The 19,023-nt window shown below is 60.5% G+C and carries 21 protein-coding genes; 10 read left to right on the top strand and 11 right to left on the bottom strand.

Translation table 11 applies throughout. The annotated features are described in order from the left end of the window. The first annotated feature begins 260 nt into the window (after positions 1-260). Complete coding sequence (locus ELQ88_RS34025; protein WP_138969476.1) at positions 261-1,934, top strand: bifunctional diguanylate cyclase/phosphodiesterase; 1,674 nt, start codon at positions 261-263, stop codon at positions 1,932-1,934. Between the two features lie 148 nt (positions 1,935-2,082). Here ELQ88_RS34025 and ELQ88_RS34015 read toward each other — a convergent pair whose 3' ends face one another. Continuing rightward, positions 2,083-3,480: a NorM family multidrug efflux MATE transporter gene (locus ELQ88_RS34015; RefSeq protein WP_138969475.1), complete on the bottom strand. Its 1,398-nt coding sequence runs from the start codon at positions 3,478-3,480 to the stop codon at positions 2,083-2,085. Positions 3,481-3,638: 158 nt separating this feature from the next. Between ELQ88_RS34015 and ELQ88_RS34010 the strand changes: the two genes are divergently transcribed. Together ELQ88_RS34010 and ELQ88_RS34005 are read left to right on the top strand one after the other, a co-directional pair. Continuing rightward, positions 3,639-4,559, top strand: a complete 921-nt coding sequence (locus tag ELQ88_RS34010) for a LysR substrate-binding domain-containing protein (protein ID WP_128872535.1) — start codon at positions 3,639-3,641, stop codon at positions 4,557-4,559. A 75-nt stretch (positions 4,560-4,634) separates the two neighbouring features. Beyond that, positions 4,635-5,849 carry an aldose 1-epimerase family protein gene (locus ELQ88_RS34005; RefSeq protein WP_138969474.1) on the top strand — a complete coding sequence of 405 codons (1,215 nt, stop codon included), beginning with the start codon at positions 4,635-4,637 and terminating at the stop codon, positions 5,847-5,849. Positions 5,850-5,854: 5 nt separating this feature from the next. On the opposite strand, the gene ELQ88_RS34000 is transcribed toward ELQ88_RS34005, so the two are convergent. Then, the gene (locus tag ELQ88_RS34000) at positions 5,855-7,348 is read right to left on the bottom strand and encodes a YifB family Mg chelatase-like AAA ATPase (protein WP_138969473.1); all 1,494 of its coding nucleotides are present in this window, start codon (positions 7,346-7,348) and stop codon (positions 5,855-5,857) included. A gap of 828 nt (positions 7,349-8,176) precedes the next feature. Continuing rightward, positions 8,177-8,347, bottom strand: a complete 171-nt coding sequence (locus ELQ88_RS34415) for a hypothetical protein (RefSeq protein WP_178084731.1) — start codon at positions 8,345-8,347, stop codon at positions 8,177-8,179. A gap of 192 nt (positions 8,348-8,539) precedes the next feature. On the opposite strand from ELQ88_RS34415, the gene ELQ88_RS33995 reads away from it, so the two are divergent. After that, the gene (locus tag ELQ88_RS33995) at positions 8,540-8,803 is read left to right on the top strand and encodes a HigA family addiction module antitoxin (protein ID WP_128872538.1); all 264 of its coding nucleotides are present in this window, start codon (positions 8,540-8,542) and stop codon (positions 8,801-8,803) included. Positions 8,804-8,808: 5 nt separating this feature from the next. Here ELQ88_RS33995 and ELQ88_RS33990 read toward each other — a convergent pair whose 3' ends face one another. Together ELQ88_RS33990 and ELQ88_RS33985 are read right to left on the bottom strand one after the other, a co-directional pair. Beyond that, the gene (locus ELQ88_RS33990; protein WP_138969472.1) at positions 8,809-9,330 is read right to left on the bottom strand and encodes a Bro-N domain-containing protein; all 522 of its coding nucleotides are present in this window, start codon (positions 9,328-9,330) and stop codon (positions 8,809-8,811) included. Between the two features lie 444 nt (positions 9,331-9,774). After that, positions 9,775-10,035, bottom strand: a complete 261-nt coding sequence (locus tag ELQ88_RS33985; protein WP_138969471.1) for an accessory factor UbiK family protein — start codon at positions 10,033-10,035, stop codon at positions 9,775-9,777. 414 nt (positions 10,036-10,449) lie between these two features. Here ELQ88_RS33985 and glnK point away from each other — a divergent pair, with 414 nt between their 5' ends. From glnK to sutA, 4 genes are all read left to right on the top strand, one after another. Beyond that, complete coding sequence (gene glnK, locus ELQ88_RS33980; RefSeq protein WP_002555808.1) at positions 10,450-10,788, top strand: P-II family nitrogen regulator; 339 nt, start codon at positions 10,450-10,452, stop codon at positions 10,786-10,788. A gap of 35 nt (positions 10,789-10,823) precedes the next feature. Next, a complete protein-coding gene (locus ELQ88_RS33975; RefSeq protein ID WP_128872541.1) occupies positions 10,824-12,161 on the top strand; it encodes an ammonium transporter in 1,338 nt (445 codons plus the stop codon). A 213-nt stretch (positions 12,162-12,374) separates the two neighbouring features. After that, complete coding sequence (locus ELQ88_RS33970) at positions 12,375-12,800, top strand: secondary thiamine-phosphate synthase enzyme YjbQ (RefSeq protein ID WP_128872542.1); 426 nt, start codon at positions 12,375-12,377, stop codon at positions 12,798-12,800. 102 nt (positions 12,801-12,902) lie between these two features. Continuing rightward, positions 12,903-13,229 carry a transcriptional regulator SutA gene (gene sutA / locus ELQ88_RS33965; protein WP_064680405.1) on the top strand — a complete coding sequence of 109 codons (327 nt, stop codon included), beginning with the start codon at positions 12,903-12,905 and terminating at the stop codon, positions 13,227-13,229. Positions 13,230-13,436: 207 nt separating this feature from the next. Here sutA and ELQ88_RS33960 read toward each other — a convergent pair whose 3' ends face one another. From ELQ88_RS33960 to ELQ88_RS33935, 6 genes are read right to left on the bottom strand one after another with little or no spacing between them, the layout of a single operon-like run. After that, on the bottom strand, positions 13,437-14,144 hold the full coding sequence (locus ELQ88_RS33960; protein WP_138969470.1) for an HAD-IA family hydrolase: 708 nt from the start codon (positions 14,142-14,144) through the stop codon (positions 13,437-13,439). Next, positions 14,141-15,040 (bottom strand): tyrosine recombinase XerC, encoded by a 900-nt coding sequence (gene xerC, locus ELQ88_RS33955; protein ID WP_138969469.1) that lies wholly within the window; start codon positions 15,038-15,040, stop codon positions 14,141-14,143. The genes ELQ88_RS33960 and xerC overlap by 4 nt, the downstream gene beginning before the upstream one ends. 2 nt (positions 15,041-15,042) lie before the next feature. Further along, complete coding sequence (locus ELQ88_RS33950) at positions 15,043-15,768, bottom strand: DUF484 family protein (protein ID WP_128872545.1); 726 nt, start codon at positions 15,766-15,768, stop codon at positions 15,043-15,045. Positions 15,769-15,781: 13 nt separating this feature from the next. Then, positions 15,782-16,612, bottom strand: coding sequence for a diaminopimelate epimerase (gene dapF / locus ELQ88_RS33945; RefSeq protein WP_128872546.1), 831 nt, complete (start codon positions 16,610-16,612; stop codon positions 15,782-15,784). 4 nt (positions 16,613-16,616) lie between these two features. Then, positions 16,617-17,864, bottom strand: coding sequence for a diaminopimelate decarboxylase (gene lysA, locus ELQ88_RS33940; protein WP_128872547.1), 1,248 nt, complete (start codon positions 17,862-17,864; stop codon positions 16,617-16,619). Positions 17,865-17,873: 9 nt separating this feature from the next. Continuing rightward, positions 17,874-18,059 carry a lipoprotein gene (locus ELQ88_RS33935; protein ID WP_064680399.1) on the bottom strand — a complete coding sequence of 62 codons (186 nt, stop codon included), beginning with the start codon at positions 18,057-18,059 and terminating at the stop codon, positions 17,874-17,876. Between the two features lie 234 nt (positions 18,060-18,293). Here ELQ88_RS33935 and cyaY point away from each other — a divergent pair, with 234 nt between their 5' ends. Beyond that, positions 18,294-18,626 (top strand): iron donor protein CyaY, encoded by a 333-nt coding sequence (gene cyaY, locus ELQ88_RS33930; protein WP_128872548.1) that lies wholly within the window; start codon positions 18,294-18,296, stop codon positions 18,624-18,626. A gap of 4 nt (positions 18,627-18,630) precedes the next feature. Further along, entirely contained in the window at positions 18,631-18,849 is a 219-nt protein-coding gene (locus tag ELQ88_RS33925; protein WP_128872549.1) for a DUF1289 domain-containing protein, read from the top strand. The last annotated feature ends 174 nt before the right edge of the window (positions 18,850-19,023 follow it).

Genomic DNA, 19,023 nt, shown 5'->3' with positions numbered 1-19,023 from the left:
ACGAAATAAGGGAGTCGTTTGCGAAATGGGCCGGCATTTTAACAGGCTCAGCGAATTGTGCTGCTCTCTCCGACTTGTGACGCAGTGCGCTTTCGCCGATTGCCGGTTTTGTTACTTTCGCGCAGGATGCGCGGTGAATTTGCGACCAGGGTTCGACATTCGAGTTCATGGTTGCGTAACAACCGATGTCATTTGGTCATTGATGACCGGCGCTGCATAATGCCCGCCGCCTACATCATTGCAGAGTCTGGGGAGCCAGCTTGTCTACGCCCGTCGAACCCTTGCGTTTGCTGCTGCTGGCCGAAGAGCCGGAGTGGGCGGCGTTGTTGCGCGAGTGTCTGGCTCCGATGGGGAGCTCGGCCGTGCTGATCAGCGCGCCGAGCTGGGAGTCGGTCAGCCGTCTGTTCGATGACAACCGCAGCGCGGTGTTATTGACGATCCCGGCGCTTGCGCCGCTGCCGGGTCGTTGCAATCTGCCGACGGTATTGCTGCTCGAACATGAGCCGCTGTCGCCGCCCGATGGTGTGAGCGACTGGCTGGTGCGCGATCTGCTGGATGCGGGCATGCTGCGCCGTTGCCTGCGCCATGTGCGTGAGCGCGGCCTGCTGGAAAACACCCTGCAGCGCCTGGCCGAGCAAGACCCGCTGACCGGCATCGCCAATCGCCAGGGGTTCCAGACCTTGCTGGCAGCGCGCCTGGCGGAAAACGAAGGCCGCGGCCTGGCGCTCGGCCACCTCGACCTCGACAACTTCCGTCATGCCAACGACTCCCTCGGTCATCAGGCCGGTGACCGATTGATCCTGCAAGTGGTCGCTCGGCTCAAAAGCCAACTCGAAGCCGGCGATCAGCTGGCGCGGTTGGGCAGCGATGAGTTTGCCTTGTTGATCGACACCCGTCGCGCGCCCGAACGCGCCGAGTGGATGGCCGAACGCATCACCGAAGCGCTGGCCGAGCCCTATTGGATCGACGGCGAAAGCCTGCTGATCGGTTCCAGCCTCGGTATTGCCCATGCCCGGGCCCAGGCCGGTGCCGACCCGCTGATGTGGCACGCGCACATTGCCATGCAGCAGGCCAAGAGCACACAGGGCTGCACCTTTCACATCTTCAATGAGCGCATCAATCGCAATGCCCGCAGCATGGCTGACCTCGAAAGTGAGCTGCGCCGGGCCTTGCGTCGCGATGAGCTGGAGTTGCACTACCAACCACGACTGAACCTCGCGGACGGGCAGATCGTCGGCCTCGAAGCCCTGGTGCGCTGGCGGCATGCGGAACGCGGCTTGCTGCCACCGAGCGAATTCGTGCCGCTGGCCGAGCAAAGCGGTTTGATCGTGCCCCTCGGTTACTGGGTGATTTCCCGCGCCTTGCGGGACATGCAGGCGCTGCGCGAACGGGGTTTGCCGGCGTTGCACATGGCGATCAACCTGTCGTTCCGCCAGTTTCAGGACAGCCAATTGCTGTCGACCCTGAGCCGGCTGATTGCCGAGCGCGGCGTCGAGGCGCAGTGGCTGGAGTTCGAACTGACCGAAACCGCGGTCATGCGCCGCAGCGATCTGGTGAAACAGACCATGGATGCCCTGGGGCGCCTGGGCGTACGCTTCTCCCTGGACGACTTCGGCACCGGATTCTCTTCGTTCGTGCACCTCAACAGCCTGCCGATTGCCTTGCTGAAGATCGACAAGAGCTTTGTCGGCGGCATGGAACAGCGCGAAGAAAATCGCAAACTGGTGCATGCGATGATCAACCTGGCTCACAACCTCAATCTTGAAGTGGTCGCCGAAGGGGTGGAAACGCCGGAGCAGTTGAGTCTGTTGCGCGGGTTTGGGTGTAATCAGGTGCAGGGGTATCTGATCAGCAAACCGTTGCCGTTGGCGGAGTTGATTGAGTATCTGAGTTTTGGCAGCGGTCAGCAGCCGATGATGGATGTGGGGATCTGACGGCCACCGCAACCCAGAGGGGCATGGCGGTCCGACGGCCGCCACAACTCCTGTAGGAGCTGGCTTGCCAGCGAAAGCGGTGTGTCATTCAACATATGGGTCGTCTGACCCACCGCCTTCGCTGGCAAGCCAGCTCCTACAGGGGATCTCAGTCGGCCTGGGCGATTTGGAAGTTGGCCCCTGACGAAGGCTCCCGCCGAATCATCCGCTTCATCTTCCACTCAAACGCCAGCGTCAGGCTCACCGCCGCGCACGCCAGCCCCAGTGCCAGGCCCCACCAGACACCGGTCGGTCCCCCATCCAAATGGAACGCCATCCACCAGGCGGCCGGCGCACCGATCAGCCAATAGCAGCCCAACCCGACCAGGAACGTGGTCTTGGCATCCTTGAGCCCGCGAATGCAGCCCATGGCAATGGTTTGCACGCCGTCGAACAGCTCGAACCATGCCGCCACCGCCAACAGGCTCACAGCCAGATTGATGACCTCGCGGAACGCCGGGTCGTTGTGGTCCAGGAACAGGCCGATCAACTGATTCGGCAGCAGCCAGAAGACCATCGCAAAGCCCAGCATCGCGGCCGCCCCGAAAGCAATCCCGACTCGTCCGGCCAGCCGTGCGCCCAACAGTTGCCCCGCACCGTAGTGCTGGCCGATGCGCATGGTGATCGCGTAGGAGAGCCCCGCCGGAATCATGAACGCCACCGAGACGATCTGCAGGGCGATCTGATGCGCCGCCAACTGCGTACTGCCCATGGTGCCCATGCACAACGCGGCGAAGGCAAACAGCCCGACTTCCACCGCGTAAGTGCCGCCAATGGGCAGGCCGAGGCGCCACAGTTCCTTCAGATACTGACGGTTGGGCCGCGACAGGCCCTGGCGCAGTGGATAAGCGTCGTAGGCCGGATGCCGACGGATGTGCAGCGCGAGCGCCAGCGCCATGAGGTTGGCAACGATCGCCGTCACCAGGCCGATGCCCACCAGGCCCATTTTCGGCAAGCCGAACATACCGGTGATCAACGCATAATTGAGCAGGAAGTTGGCCACCGTGCCGCCGAGGCTGATGACCATCACCGGCGTCGCGCGGCCGATGGCGCTGGTGAAACCGCGCAGGGCCATGAAGCTCAAATAGCCGGGCAGGGCGAACGGCAGGATCAACAGGAACTGCCCGGCCGCCTCGACGTTGGTTTCGGTCTGGCCGAACAGCAACAGCAGCGGTTTGAGGTTCCACAGCGCCAAACCCGCCACCAGCGCCATCAACCACGCCAGCCACAAGCCGGCCTGGGTCAGGCGCGCCGCACCGACGATGTCGCCGGCACCCTGACGGATCGCTACCAGGGTGCCGACCGCCGCAATGACGCCGATGCAGAAGATCGACACGAACGAATAACTGGCCGCGCCAAGGCCGCCGCCGGCGAGTGCCTCGGGACTCAGGCGCGCCATCATCAAAGTGTCGGTGAGGACCATCAACATGTGCGCCAACTGCGAGGCAATCAACGGCCCCGCCAGCCGCAGGATGGCCCAGAGTTCAATGCGCGCTGGATGCTGCATGGTCATCACGCTCGATCGATAAAGTTAGCAGGAGAGCGTCGATTCTCGGCGCTTTGCGAGCATTTCACAAAGGGATAAAAAGGATGGGTGGCATGATTAAAACTCATGCCAGGAAGTTTCTGTTAACTTCATCTCATTACGCTGTAGGAGTCTTCCTGATGTCCCGTCGTCTTCCTCCCTTATATGCCCTTCGCGCATTCGAAGCAGCGGCGCGGCACAGTTCATTCACCCGCGCCGCCGAAGAATTGTCGATCACTCAGAGTGCAGTCAGTCGGCACATCCGTACGCTCGAAGAGCATTTCGCCTGTCGGCTGTTCCACCGCAGCGGGCGCAATTTGCAACTGACCGAGTCAGCGCGGCTGATCCTGCCCGGCATCCGCGAAGGCTTCACGGCCCTGGAACGAGCCTGTAATACGTTGCGCGCCGAAGATGACATCCTGCGCATGAAAGCGCCGTCCACCCTGACGATGCGTTGGCTGCTGGCGCGGCTCAGCCGTTTCCGCCATCTGCAACCGGGCAACGAGGTGCAACTGACCAGCGCCTGGATGGACGTCGACTCGGTGGACTTCAATCATGAGCCGTTCGACTGCGCCGTCATCCTCAGCAACGGCAATTTTCCTCCAGACTGGGAGGCCAGTTTCCTGTTTCCGGAAGAGCTGATTCCCGTCGGCGCGCCGAATCTTCTGAACGATCAACCGTGGGACCTCGCGCGCCTGGCCAATGCCGAACTGCTGCACCCGACCCCGGATCGTCGTGACTGGCGCAATTGGCTGGAGCGCATGGGCCTGGCCGACCAGGTGTCGCTCAAGGGCGGGCAGGTGTTCGACACGCTGGAGCTGGGCATGATCGCTGCCGCCCGAGGGTACGGCGTGTCCATGGGGGATTTGTTGATGGTGGCGGAGGATGTTGCACAGGGACGTCTGAGTTTACCGTGGCCCACGGCCGTCGCCAGTGGTGAGAAATATTACCTGGTCTGGCCGAAAACCCGACCGGGTGGTGAGCGTATGCGCCGGCTCAGCGATTTCCTGCAGGGCGAAGTGCGGGCGATGGAGCTGCCGGACGTCGAGCGTCTGGGCTGAACCTTATCTATAAGACTTGATGAATCGTTTCAGCAAGTCTATAAAAATGGCACAACTCCAAGAAAGGCTCCTGCCATGACCCCGCTAAAACTTTTCGTTGCCCTCAGCGCACTGTCCGCCGCCTCCCACGCCATGGCCTGGGACTACGTCCTGCTCGATACCGACAAGGCCGCCCAGAACTGGCAGATCACCAGTCAGCAACTCGGCGTGAAAACCGATAAACCCTTCTCCGTTACCCTGCGCACCTTGCACGGCGGTCGGCAAGAAGGCGTCAGCATCGTCGACATCGATAACGGCACCATGAAACTCTCGGTGGTGCCGACCCGTGGGATGAACGTCCTGCAGGCCTCCGTAGGCGATGTGCGCATGGGCTGGGATTCGCCGGTCAAGGAGGTGGTCAATCCATCCTTCATCGAACTCAACGGTCGCGGCGGCCTGGGCTGGCTGGAAGGCTTCAACGAACTGGTCACCCGCTGCGGCTACGAATGGGTCGGCCACCCCGGCATGGACAACGGCGAACTGTTGACCCTGCACGGTCGCGCCGCCAACATCCCGGCCAATAAAGTCACCCTGCACATCGACGAAAAACCGCCGCACGCCATCAGCCTGCGCGGCGAGCTGAAAGAGCAGGCGTTCAAGAAAGTCGACTTCTCCGTCGCGACCGAATTGGTTACCGAACCTGGCAGTGCGAGCTTTAGCCTTAACGATACCCTGCGCAATAACGGCGACTATTCGAAAGAATACCAAGCGCTCTACCACAGCAACTTCAGCACCCCGTTCCTCGAGCAGGGCGCCCGCTTTGTCGCGCCGGTGAAACAGGTATCGCCATTCAACGACAAGGCCAAAGGCGATCTGCCGGACTGGCAAACCTACCGCGCACCGACCAAGGTCTACGACGAAACGGTTTACAACGTGGTGCCCTATGCCGACGCCAAGGGCGATACGCTGACCGTGCTGCACAACAAGGCGGGCAGCCTGGGTGTCTCGGTCGGCTTCAATACCCAAACGTTGCCTGTGTTCTCCCTGTGGAAAAACACCGATACCCAAGGGCAGGGCTATGTCACGGGTCTTGAGCCAGGAACGAGCTTTTCCTACAACCGCCGGTATCAACGGCCACTGGGTCTGGTGCCGACGATTGGGCCGAAGGAGCAGAAGGAGTTCCGGATCAGCTATAGCTTGTTGGCGGACAAGGGCGCTGTGGATCAGGCGCTGAAGCGGGTGAGCGAGATTCAGGATGGGCGGGAAACCGAGGTGCGGCAGACGCCGTTGGTGGATCTCACCAAGGAGTAAGGCCATCAGTGAGTGGTTGGCCGGTACTGCAGCGCCTCAGCCAGATGTTCACGGGTGATGCCATCAACTTGCTCAAGGTCCGCCAGGGTGCGCGCTACCTTGAGCAGTCGATGGGCCGCCCGCAACGACAGGGTCAAGCGCTCGCAGGCGGATTCCAGCCAGTTTTCATCGGCTGTGGATAACTTGCAGTGCCGGCGCAGGCCTTGCAGGTCGAGGAAGGCATTGGCGCAGCCTTGGCGTTTATGTTGCCGCTCCCTGGCATCGGCAACCCTCGCGGCGGCAGTCGCCGTGTCATCGCCGGGCTTCGACGAGGGGGTCAGCGCCGTGGCCTCCCGTGCGACGGTCAGGTGCAGGTCGATACGATCCAGTAACGGACCCGACAGCTTGTTGCGATAACGCTGGACCATGTCCGGTGTGCAGGAACAGCGACCACTCGGTTCGCCAAGATATCCACAGGGGCAAGGATTCATCGCTGCGACCAACTGAAAACGCGCCGGAAAGCGTACGCGGTCCCTGGCGCGGGAGATCACGATGTGGCCGGATTCCAGTGGCTCCCTCAATACCTCCAATACTTTGCGGTCAAATTCCGGGAGTTCATCGAGGAACAGCACGCCATGGTGGGCAAGGGTGATCTCACCGGGTTGAGGTTTCGAGCCGCCACCCACCAGTGCCGGCCCGGAAGCGGAGTGATGGGGTTGGCGAAACGGTCGCTGCGGCCAATGGCTCAACGGCACACAACTGGTGACCGATTGAATCGCCGCAACTTCCAGCGCCTCGCTTTCTGCCAATGGCGGTAACAACCCCGGCAGACGACTCGCCAGTAGGGTCTTCCCCGTTCCCGGTGGCCCGCTGAACAGCAGGTTATGCGCGCCCGCCGCCGCAATCAGCAACGCTCGCTTGGCCGCGAGTTGGCCCTGTACTTCATTCAAGTCGGGATAGGGTTTGCTGGCATGCATCAAGCCATCCGAGACGTAAGGCTCGATGGGCGTATGACCATTGAAATGCGCAACGGCTTCCAGCAGATGATCCACCGCAATCACCTTCAACCCCGACGCCAGGCACGCCTCTTCGGCATTGGCCCGCGGCACCAGCAATGTCCGTCCCGCCTTGCGCGCGGCCAGTGCCGCCGGCAACACACCACGCACGGCTCGCACTGCACCGGACAGCGCCAACTCCCCTAGGCATTCCACATCGTCCAGCGTCAAGGTCGGCACCTGGACACTGGCCGACAGGATCCCCAGGGCAATCGCCAGATCGAACCGCCCGCCGTCCTTTGGCAAATCGGCGGGAGCCAGATTCAACGTGATACGCCGCGCCGGAAATTGCAGCCCCGAATTGATGATCGCGCTGCGAACCCTGTCCTTGCTTTCCCTTACGGCTGTTTCGGGCAAGCCGACCATCGTCAGCGAAGGTAAACCGTTGGCCAGATGGACTTCCACGGTGACGGCGGGTGCATCCACGCCAATCTGGGCGCGGCTGTGGACGATGGAGAGGGACATGGTCGTTCCTTGAGCTGATGGAGAACCGCTTCCTGCGGTTTTTGAAGGGTAGTCGAGCTGGAATACAGTGCTCAAGCAGAGATTTACAAGACGTATCAATGACTTCTTTGCAGTCCGCCGATTGGCAGTATTTAGTCAATGAATTAGTCAGCTATTCGTTGAGTAGGCCCTCTGCAATTGCTAGATTTTGGTCCAGGGCTCTTATAGAGCAGGGGTATTGAGGTTCACTACGATATTGCCTCAATGCTGTGGATGTGCAGGATTCGTGGATCCTGTGGTAGCGGCAACCGGCAACAATGGTTGGCTTTCGACCCCTTTCGAGAGAGGTTTCTCGGACGTGCTAAGCAAGCGCTGCGACTACCAGCCCTGAATACATTGCAAAAAGGCGCCTATGGCGTCTTTTTGCTTTCAGGGTGCCTACATTCATTGCACCCCGATTGCGAGCTCATGATTCATTTGTCCTCCGTATTGCTGTCCAGTCAGCGGCACTAGGTGATTGATTGGCAAGCTCCGAAATGGGGCGTTTCACGGAAGATTTACACTTGAAATATTGACTAGAGGTTGGCATTAACGAATCATCGTTTTTGAGGACTGCAACTGCGCATTCGTCGGGACTGGGCACCAGCTAAGGCCCCCCCCGCATTTTTGGCAGCAGAGAAAGCTGGTTTCTCTGAAGTAGTGACGACGGGCTCGCCTGTCGGATTCTGAACCCAAGGTCGCAAGGCTGGGAGCTAAAGAATCGCTGCGACTACTCCTCAAAATTACCTGAAAGGCGTCCGTTGGACGCCTTTTTTTTCTGATTCGGTATTGCGCGTGGCACCTGTCCGACTACCTTCGTTTGCCGGCCAGTAAACCAACTGGCTCAAGTTCTTTGCCGTGCGCGGCGGCGACTTCAAAAAGGCGGCGTTGGCTGGCCGATATATTTCCGAGCAGCCGAAGCGCTTCGGCGTGAAACGCTGCAACATGTAGCAGTTTTGCCTTTCGCTTTTTTTTGCTCATACACACCTCCTGCTAGATCTGACCACAGAAGGTAACGGAGAGAGACGGGATTACGAATCAGGTGTGAGAGGCAGTTTTTGTAGGACTGTTCCGAAATGTATGAAGGCCAATGCCTGAATAGCGGGGGCGCTCTTGTGTGCTCGAGGGTGCTGCTTATGATCACAGCAGATCAAGCCACCCGGAGAAGGGAACATGAACACTAATGGAATGCGCTCGATTCATCCCGGAGAAATCCTTGAGCAGGAGTTTCTTGAGCCACTGGGCGCCACGGTGGCTGATCTTGCTTGCCAGCTTCCTGATTTCGAGATTGAACTGACAAAACTTGTAGCGCAGAGCACGGGAGTCAGTCCGGATCTTGCCAGGAAGCTGGCCACTCACTTCAATACCACGCCCGATTTTTGGCTGAATCTGCAATCGACCTACGAAGTGCGCAGTGACGATATCGAGCGTGGTTAGGTTGTCTATAACGACTGGAGTACTCGCGACGCTTTTTTCCACCACGGCACATTGACCGCATGTTGTGCCGATTCTTCATTCGACAGCAGGTGCGGCACATCCTGCAGCCGAATCCACGGCTGGTTATTCCAGTGCAGCAAACTCAACGACATCTGCGGCCATTTCAGCCGGCTCAAAATCGGGCGTTCGGTTGAGGTCGGGTGCTGGGCGTCTCTGAGGGCTGGCACCACATCGTGGGTCAGCCATTCGCGTAAGGCTCGGTATTCAGGGCAGTAGTGATAGACCAGTAGCGCGTAGACACCTGATTCGCTGATCAGCAGCGTATTTTTGATGCTGCCGTAGGTGAGTATTTTTGCGCTTTGGCGTTGGTCGGGATCGAGTTTTCGGAGGGTGCGTTCGTCGAGGAAGAGGCGCAGCAGTCGGCCGAGGTCGCGGGCGCTGAACCAGGGTTGGTTTTGCAGGAGGAGGGCGTGGAGGTGGAGGTTGTGGCGGGTGAAGACGTGGGGGACTAGATAGTTTTCGTCCATCGTGCAGTTCTCGGGTTCGAATGAAGAAAACTGCCTCTGATCGTCGCCAAACGAAAAGGGTGGCAGCTGTGCGCGGATTGGCGAACCGGTGAAGCCCGAAAACCGGCAGACCCGAAGGTCTCCCACGCAAAGCCGCCATAATTCGAGATGGGAATAATTCCCTGGTTCGAACGTGGTCGCGGTGCGTCGGGGCTTTCCAGGTCGCCAAACCCAGTGCTGAATATTCAGCATTGGGTGAGCTTAGGAACCGGGGCTTTGCGGCGCAATCGGACGGCGGTGGTGATCTTTGTAGGACGTTGCTGAGATGGTTGCGGGGCGTAGGATCAGGAGATCGTCCGAGGACGCGCGGCCTGAGCCTTCGACTGCTTCTACATCTTTGTTGGCAGATAGGCCGCCTTCGCTGGCAAGCCAGCTCCTACAGGGGGCTGCATTTCAAATCAGGGGTTATTCGGCGGGCGGGTTGAGCTTGGCTTCCAGCTCGGCCACTTTCGCTTCAAGACTCTCCAGCCGTGCCCGGGTTCGTGCCAGTACGACCATCTGGCTGTCGAATTCTTCCCGGCTCACCAGGTCCAGCTTGGTGAAGCCGCTCTGCAACAAAGCCTTGAACTGGCTTTCGATTTCGCTTTTCGGCAGTGGGTTGTCGCCGCTGAAGAGGCGGGAGGCGGTGCCGCTCAGGGCGTCGAGGAAGTCTTTGGGCGCGAGCATGGGAAAGGTCCTGGAAACAATGGCGAGCAGTGTATCACGCAGTGTCTATAGTCAATCCCGACTGCAGGGATGCACGCTTTTCGCGCATGCGGACGGACGGTATCGCACTGTTGTTGTGCGTATTCGGCGGACCCTTCTGGCGCAGGGTCGGATGGTTGCGATCAAGCCATTGAATTCATGGGTATTTGTGGAGATGGCAAGCTTTCTGCTTAGTGCCTAGTGACCCATGCACTGATGCAGTCGCTGTGACGAATGCAGTGCGCCAAGCGAAACGGGGAGTTTCGTGAGGAGCGGTTAGCTGGCGTCGGACGGGCAGGTAAGGCCGACGATGCGTTACAAAGCCAGGCACTGCGCTTAGACTTGAGTCGGGTTTGTTTTCCTGGGGCAAGTCCACCAATTCGGGAGAGAGTTTTCATGAAGCTAGTCACTGCCATCATCAAGCCGTTCAAGCTGGACGACGTACGCGAGTCGCTGTCCGAGATCGGCGTGCAGGGCATTACCGTCACTGAAGTCAAAGGCTTCGGCCGGCAGAAGGGTCACACCGAGCTGTATCGCGGCGCGGAATACGTGGTCGATTTTCTGCCCAAGGTGAAAATCGATGTCGCCATTGACGACAAGGATCTGGATCGGGTTATCGAGGCGATAACCAAGGCTGCCAACACCGGCAAGATCGGTGACGGCAAGATCTTCGTGGTCAATCTGGAACAGGCGATTCGCATCCGTACCGGCGAAACCGATACCGACGCAATCTAAGCCGCCACCACCCCAACGCCCCAGGAGAAAACAATATGACTCTGCGTAAATTCGCAGGGCTAGGAGCCCTGTTGTCCCTCGTAATGCCCAGCCTGGTCATGGCGGCAGACGAAGTGGCGGCCCCAGTCCTCAATTCGGGTGACACTGCCTGGATGCTGACCTCGACAGCCCTCGTGCTGTTCATGACTATTCCCGGCCTCGCGCTGTTCTACGGCGGCATGGTTCGGTCGAAAAACATTCTTTCCGTGATGATGCAGTGCTTCGCCATTACCGGTCTGATCAGCATCCTGTGGGTCATTTATGGCTACAGCATCGCGTTCGACACCACCGGCATGGAGCAGGGCGTCGTCAACTTCAACTCGTTCTTCGGCGGCATGGGCAAGGCGTTTCTCGCCGGTGTCACGCCATCGAGTGTGACCGGTCCCGCGGCGCTGTTCCCTGAGGCGGTGTTCATCACCTTCCAGATGACCTTCGCCATCATCACCCCGGCGTTGATCGTCGGTGCCTTTGCCGAGCGGATGAAGTTCTCCGCCATGCTGATCTTCATGGGCATCTGGTTCACCCTGGTGTATGCACCGATCGCGCACATGGTCTGGTCCGGCAACGGCGGCCTGATGTGGGACTGGGGCGTGCTCGACTTCGCGGGCGGCACCGTGGTGCATATCAACGCCGGTATTGCGGGTCTGGTCTGCTGCCTGGTACTGGGCAAGCGCAAAGGCTTCCCGACCACCCCGATGGCGCCGCATAACCTCGGTTACACGCTGATGGGCGCTGCCATGCTGTGGGTCGGCTGGTTCGGTTTCAACGCCGGTTCCGCTGCAGCGGCCAACGGCACTGCCGGTATGGCGATGCTGGTCACTCAGATCGCCACCGCGGCTGCCGCACTGGGCTGGATGTTCGCCGAGTGGGTCACCCACGGTAAACCAAGCGCACTGGGTATCGCCTCGGGCGTGGTAGCGGGTCTGGTCGCCATCACGCCGGCCGCAGGTACCGTGGGCCCGATGGGCGCGCTGGTGATCGGTCTGGCAGCGGGCGTGGTGTGCTTCTTCTGCGCCACCACCCTGAAACGCAAACTCGGTTATGACGATTCCCTGGACGCGTTCGGCGTGCACGGTATCGGCGGTATCCTCGGCGCGATCCTGACCGGTGTATTCGCCGCTCCGGCCCTGGGTGGTTTCGGCACCGTGACCGATATCGGTGCACAGGTCTGGATCCAGCTCAAGGGGGTGGGTTTCACCGTGATCTACACCGCGATCGTCACCTACATCATTCTCAAGGTGCTGGACGCCGTCATGGGTCTGCGCGTTACCGAAGAAGAAGAGGCTGTCGGCATCGACCTGGCACTTCACAACGAGCGCGGCTACAACTTGTAAGAACGCGCATAAAAATTTGCCCGGCTTGCCGGGCATTTTTTTGTCTGGAGTTTGTCAGTGAAGGAACAGCTGAAAGGTTTTTTCGGACAGGTTTCGCGGCGTTTACGCAGCGTGTTTTTGTACGGCCAATGGCTTACATGATTGAAGGAATATTAGGGCCTTTGTTTTTTCCCAGAGCGCGCTAGAATGCGCCCCGAACGTGCGGAGAACTGTATGTGGCAACAGACTCTGATTACCTTGCGGGCGAGGCCCCGGGGCTTTCATCTGGTAACGGACGAGTTACTCGCCGGCCTGCCTGAAATCAAGGCATGTCGGGTCGGTCTGTTGCATTTGTGGCTACAGCATACCTCGGCGTCGTTGACCATCAACGAGAACGCCGATCCGGCGGTACGTCGCGACTTCGAACGTTTTTTCAATCGTCTGATCCCACAAGGAACGGACGGCTATGAGCATAACGACGAAGGCCTGGACGACCTCCCGGCGCACTTCAAGGCCAGCGTGCTTGGCTGTCAGCTCAGTTTGCCGATTCAGGCAGGCCGATTGGCGCTGGGGACCTGGCAAGGCGTTTATCTGGGCGAGCACCGTGATCATGGCGGTGCCCGTAAAGTCCTCGCCACCTTGCACGGTGAAGGGGAATAAGCCGTTGGGCATCAACGGCGGTTGAATTTTTTCCGGCAGCTGTCGACAGACGGCAAAGCTGGGCTATAACTAATCTGCTTTTCGCAAGTCATGAGGTAGAACATGAGCGACGATGATCTGGAAAACGACGACCTCGAAGTAGGCGACGACGACGAAACCGAAGAAGGCCTTGAAACGGCGGCAGAAGACGTCGCTGAAGACGACGATGGCGGTGATACGCCCGTTCCGACGGCCAAAGGCAAGGCCAAGGCTGCGGTGTCGGTCGATGAGCTGCCGAGTGTCGAAGCCAAGAACAAGGAACGCGACGCCCTGGCCAAGGCCATGGAAGAGTTTCTTGCGCGCGGCGGCAAGGTGCAGGAAGTGGAGGCCAATGTGGTCGCCGATCCTCCCAAGAAGCCTGACAACAAGTACGGTAGCCGGCCTATCTGAGCCTCTGCCCGTGCTTGCTGAAAAAGCCCGCCGTCGCTGCGGGCTTTTTCATGGGCGCAACAACATGCCAGAGCCTGGCGCAATCCCTTGTAGGAGCCGGCTTGCCGGCGAAGGCGGTGTGTCAGTCGATGCATGTATTGACTGACACACCGCCTTCGCTGGCAAGCCAGCTCCTACAGGGGTTGGCGGTGTTTGTTGGGTTTAGGTTCAGGCCGCGCCGGCATTCCACCGCGCCAGCAGCGCCGGCAAGTCGCTCAGGCTGCGAATTTCCGCGTCCGGCAATCGATCCGCTTCCCAGGCTTTGCCCGTCGGGTTGAACCAGATCGCCCGCAACCCCGCCTGCTGCGCTCCGGCAATGTCATCGCCCGGATGATCGCCGACATGCACGGCCGTCTGCGCCGTTGCCGCACCACGCTGCAAAGCCTCATGGAACAGTCGCGCATCGGGCTTGGCGATGCCGATGTCTTCGGCGCACAGCGCAAATTTGAAGTAGTCCGCCAGCCCTAATCGACGCACATCGGCGTTGCCATTGGTGACCACGCCCAAGGCGTAGTGCCTGGCCAGAATCTCCAGGGTCGGTTCGACTTCAGGGAACACTTCGATCTGGTGCCGCGCATGCAAAAACACTTCAAAACCCTTGTCAGCCAGGTCCGAAGCCTGGCCATGGTCGTAGCCGGCTTCTTCCAGCGCGTGGAACAGCACCCGCCGACGCAGGGCGCTGATGCGGTGCTTGAGGCTCGGTTCGCTGCTCAGAATCCGCTCACGAATCGCCCACAAATGCTCCACCGGCAGCGCGCCCAGGGTGGGGGCGTGCTCGGTCAGCCATTCACGCAATACGGCTTCGGCGCTGACGATCACCGGCGCGGTGTCCCACAGGGTGTCGTCGAGGTCGAAGGTGATCAATTGGAGGGTCATGAATCATCGCCTTTAATGCGTTTGGCCCGTGGATGGGCGCTGTCGTAGACCGTCGCCAGGTGCTGGAAGTCCAGGTGGGTGTAGATCTGGGTGGTCTTGATGTCCGAGTGGCCGAGCAGTTCTTGGACCGCTCGCAGGTCCTGTGAGGATTCCAGCAAATGGCTGGCAAAGGAATGCCGCAACATGTGCGGGTGCAGGTTCTGTCCCAGCTCGCGTTCTCCAGCGGCCTTGACCCGTACCTGAATCGCCCGGGGGCCGAGGCGGCGACCTTGCTGGCTGATGAACACGGCGTCATCCGCCGGATTGGCCATGGCCCGCAACGCCAGCCACTGCTCCAGCGCTTCGCGCGCTTTCTTGCCGACGGGCAATAGCCGCGTCTTGCTGCCCTTGCCGAATACCTGGACCATCCCGTCGGCCAGATCCAGCTGATCGAGATTGAGCCCGGTCAGCTCCGAAAGGCGCAATCCCGAGGAATAGAACAACTCCAGAATCGCCTGGTCGCGACGCGCCAGGAAGTCATCTTCCACCGCGCCTTCAAGCAATTGCAGCGCGCGGTCGGTATCGAGGGTTTTCGGCAGGCGGCGTTCGCCCTTGGGCGGTGCCAGGCCGTTGGCCGGATCGTGGTCGCAGAGGCCTTCGCGGTTCAGATAATGATACAGCCCGCGCACTGCCGAGAGCAGCCGCGCCAGGCTGCGCGACGACTGGCCCTGGGCATGCAGGCGCGCGATCAGGCTGCGCAGGCGCTGGATATCCAGCGCGGCCCAGCTGTCGATGTTCTGTTTGACGCACCAGCCCAGCACTTTGTCGAGGTCGCGGCGGTAGGCGTACAGCGTATGAGGCGACACCTGTCGCTCACTGCGCAGGTGTTCGCAGTAAGCGTCCAGTTGCCGTTCCACGATCAGCGTACCGAGCGCGCAGAGCTGTTGACCCGTGGCAGCACACGGCCCATGACTTCGGCGATGTAGCTCAGGAACAGCGTGCCCACCGAACTCTTGTAGTGCTGCGGGTCGCGACTGGCGATGGCCAGGACGCCGTGGATGCCTTGATGGCTGATGGCGACGACGGCGGTGGAGCCGATCTGCTTGCGCTGTTCTTCGCCGAACAGGAAGTCCAGTTCGTGCTCGCGCAGGCTGCCGCTGACGCTCTTGTCTTCCGAGAGCAGGCCGCCAATGGCCGTTTGCGCGTCGGCATGGGTCACCCAGCGGCCGACCGGCATCGGGTTGTCGCCCAGCAGGATCAAGCTGACAAAGGGCACCTGGAAGTCCTGGCGCAGGCTGTCTTCGACGCTGATCACCACGTCTTCCAGGCTGGTGGCGTCCATCAGCGCGAGAATCAGGCGGCGGGTCTTGTCGAAGAGACGGTCATTGTCGCGGGCGACGTCCATCAAGTGCGACAGGCGATGACGCAAGTCGATGTTGCGGTCGCGCAGGAGGGTCATCTGGCGTTCCACCAGCGATATGGTGTCGCCGCGTCGGTGGGGAATGCGCAAGGCCGGGAGCAGTTCTTCGTGTTCGACGAAAAAATCCGGATGAGCCTCCAGGTACGCGGCAATCGCCGCCGCCTCAAGGCTTTCGGAAGGGGATTCGTCGGGCTGTAGGGCGGGAACCTGAGGCTTATCTTTCATGGATTTGACTCTCTCAAAGACGCACTTGTCCTTCATAAACGCGCACTGCCGGGCCGGTCATCATCACCGGTTCGCCAGGGCCTGCCCATTCAATGGACAGGCGCCCGCCGGGCAGGTCGATCAATAGGGGCGAATCCATCCACCCCTGGCTGATCGCGGCCACTGCGGCAGCACAGGCGCCGGTTCCGCAAGCCTGGGTTTCCCCGGCCCCGCGTTCCCAGACGCGCAGCTGCGCACGATTGCGGTCGATGACCTGGAGGAAACCGACATTGACCCGCGATGGAAAGCGCGGATGGTGTTCGATTTTCGGCCCCAGTTCATGCACCGGGGCGTTGTTGATGTCGCTGACCCGCAGCACGGCATGGGGATTGCCCATGGACACGGCGGCCAGTTCGATCACAGCACCCTCGACATCAACCCGATAACTCAGGGCCTGTTCCGTTGCGTCGAACGGAATCTCGGCCGGCACCAGGCGCGGCGCGCCCATGTTGACCCCGATCTGTCCGTCGCTGCGGATATCCAGCTCGATGATGCCACTTTTGGTTTCGACGCGGATCTGCCGTTTCGCGGTCAGGCGCTTGTCGAGCACAAAGCGGGCGAAACAGCGCGCACCGTTGCCGCACTGTTCCACTTCGGAGCCGTCGGCGTTGAAGATCCGGTAACGGAAATCCACGTCCGGGTTGCTCGGCGCTTCGACGATCAGCAGCTGGTCGAAGCCGACTCCAGTGTGTCGATCACCCCATTGCTTTGCGTGCTTGGGCAAAATATGCGCGTGCTGGCTGACCAGGTCGAGGACCATGAAGTCATTGCCCAGGCCGTGCATCTTGGTAAAACGCAGCAGCATGGTTTTACTCCGGCAGCAGGCTTTCGCCAGCGAACAACTCGGCTACCGTCTCACGGCGACGCACTTCAAATGCCTGATCACCGTCCACCAACACTTCGGCGGCGCGGCCGCGGGTGTTGTAGTTGGAACTCATGACAAACCCGTAGGCACCGGCCGAATGCACGGCCAGCAGGTCGCCTTCTTCCAGTGCCAGCTCACGATCCTTGGCCAGGAAGTCGCCGGTCTCGCAGATCGGCCCGACGATGTCGTAGGCACGGGCTGCGGTGGTGCGCGGGCGCACGGCGGTAACGTCCATCCAGGCCTGGTACAGCGCCGGGCGGATCAGGTCGTTCATGGCCGCGTCGACGATGGCGAAGTCTTTGTGTTCGGTGTGCTTGAGGTACTCGACCTGGGTCAGCAGTACGCCGGCGTTGGCGACGATGAAACGACCCGGCTCGAACACCAGCGCCAGGTCACGACCGTCGAGACGCTCGCGCACGGCTTTGATGTAGTCGGCAGCCAGTGGCGGCTCTTCATCGCGATAACGCACGCCCAGGCCACCACCGAGATCGATGTGGCGCAGGTAGATCCCGCACTCGCCGAGGCGGTCGACCAGGGCCAGCAGGCGGTCGAGGGCATCGATAAAGGGCGGCAGGGTGGTCAGTTGCGAGCCGATGTGGCAATCGACGCCGACCACTTCGAGGTTGGGCAACTGCGCGGCGCGGATGTACACATCTTCGGCGTCGGCGATGGCGATGCCGAACTTGTTTTCCTTGAGACCGGTGGAGATGTACGGATGCGTGCCGGCATCGACGTCCGGGTTCACGCGCAGCGAGATCGGTGCACGCACGCCCAGTTCGGCGGCGACCACCTGCAGGCGCTCGAGCTCGTCGGTGGATTCGACGTTGAAGCAATGCACGCCGACCTCCAGGGCGCGACGCATGTCGTCACGGGTCTTGCCGACACCGGAGAACACGATCTTGTCGGCGCTGCCGCCAGCGGCCAATACGCGTTCCAGCTCGCCACGGGAGACGATGTCGAAACCGGCGCCCAGGCGCGCCAGGACATTCAGTACACCCAGGTTGGAGTTGGCCTTGACTGCAAAGCAGACCAGGTGCGGCGTGCCGGCCAGTGCGTCGGCGTAAGCCAGGTACTGGGCTTCGATGTGGGCACGGGAGTAGACGTAAGTCGGCGTGCCAAAGCGTTCGGCGATGGCGGACAGGGCAACACCTTCCGCGAACAGCTCACCGTCACGGTAGTTAAAAGCGTTCATGATGTTCCCTTATTGGTAGACGTCGTGCTTGTGTGCTTTAGACGCAGGCTGCTGTTGGGACGACTTGGCCTGTTCGACAGGGTCCTGGTTCTCATCAGGCAGGTACAGCGGGCCTTTTTGACCACAGGCCGATAACACGCTGGCAAAAGCGACGAGCGAAGCAAGCGCAGCAAGGGAAGAGATCAGGCGCTTCATGGCGAAATCCTTGAAAATGCGTTAATTGCGCCGGAGTATACCGGCCACCCGACAGCTTGCCTATGTAACGGAGTTCCCGTCCGGCGGGGCTTGGGCTGATGCCAGCCCCTGCAGGAGCGGGATCGTGTTTGATGTACCTATATCGGCGCTTGATCGGTATCCTTTGCATTCACCGTAGCTCGCCCGTATCTTGCGGCGCTTGAGCGTGAGTAGATACTTTTCGAGGTTGCCGCAATGAGTTTGACCGAAGCCCGTTTCCACGATCTCGTCGATGCCACCCAGCAATCGCTGGAGGATATTTTTGACGAGAGTGACCTGGATCTCGATCTGGAAAGTTCGGCCGGTGTGCTGACCGTCAAGTTCGAAAACGGCACGGCGCTGATCTTCAGCCGCCAGGAGCCGTTGCGTCAGCTGTGGCTGGCGGCAGTGTCCGGTGGCTTCCACTTCGACTATGACGAAGAGAGCGAGCGCTGGATGTGCGACAAGAGCGAAGAGCAACTGGGCGAAATGCTCGAGCGCATCGTCAAGCAGCAGGCTGGCGTCGAACTCGATTTCGAAGGTCTGTGAGGTCGTGACCCAGCCTGTGCCCGTTCGAGCGCCCAAACCGCTCTACAGCAATGTCAGCCCGGCGGTGCCTTCGCCGTGCAGCGGTGTGTGTCGGCTGGATGAGCAGAAGGTCTGCCTGGGGTGTTTTCGTCATGTCGAAGACATCCGCGAATGGCGCTCGGCCGATGATGAACGGCGCCGGGTGATTTGCGTCCAGGCCATCCAGCGCAAATCCCACGCCTGACGCATAACCACAGGGTTTCTACTTCGCCCGCCTGCAATTCCCCGCTGTCGGGCCCGTGGTCGCCCCTCACTTGTATATTTATTGAGCTGTGATAGTGTCCGGGTACGCCTCAACCCATCGAGGCTCGTGAAAACCCCGCCTTTCTCTGGCGGGGTTTTGCTTTTTTCGTGCAGA

Origin of the sequence: Pseudomonas sp. MPC6 (assembly GCF_006094435.1) — a bacterium.
Taxonomy (GTDB): Bacteria; Pseudomonadota; Gammaproteobacteria; order Pseudomonadales; family Pseudomonadaceae; genus Aquipseudomonas.
This window is presented reverse-complemented; position numbering and strand designations above follow the sequence as displayed.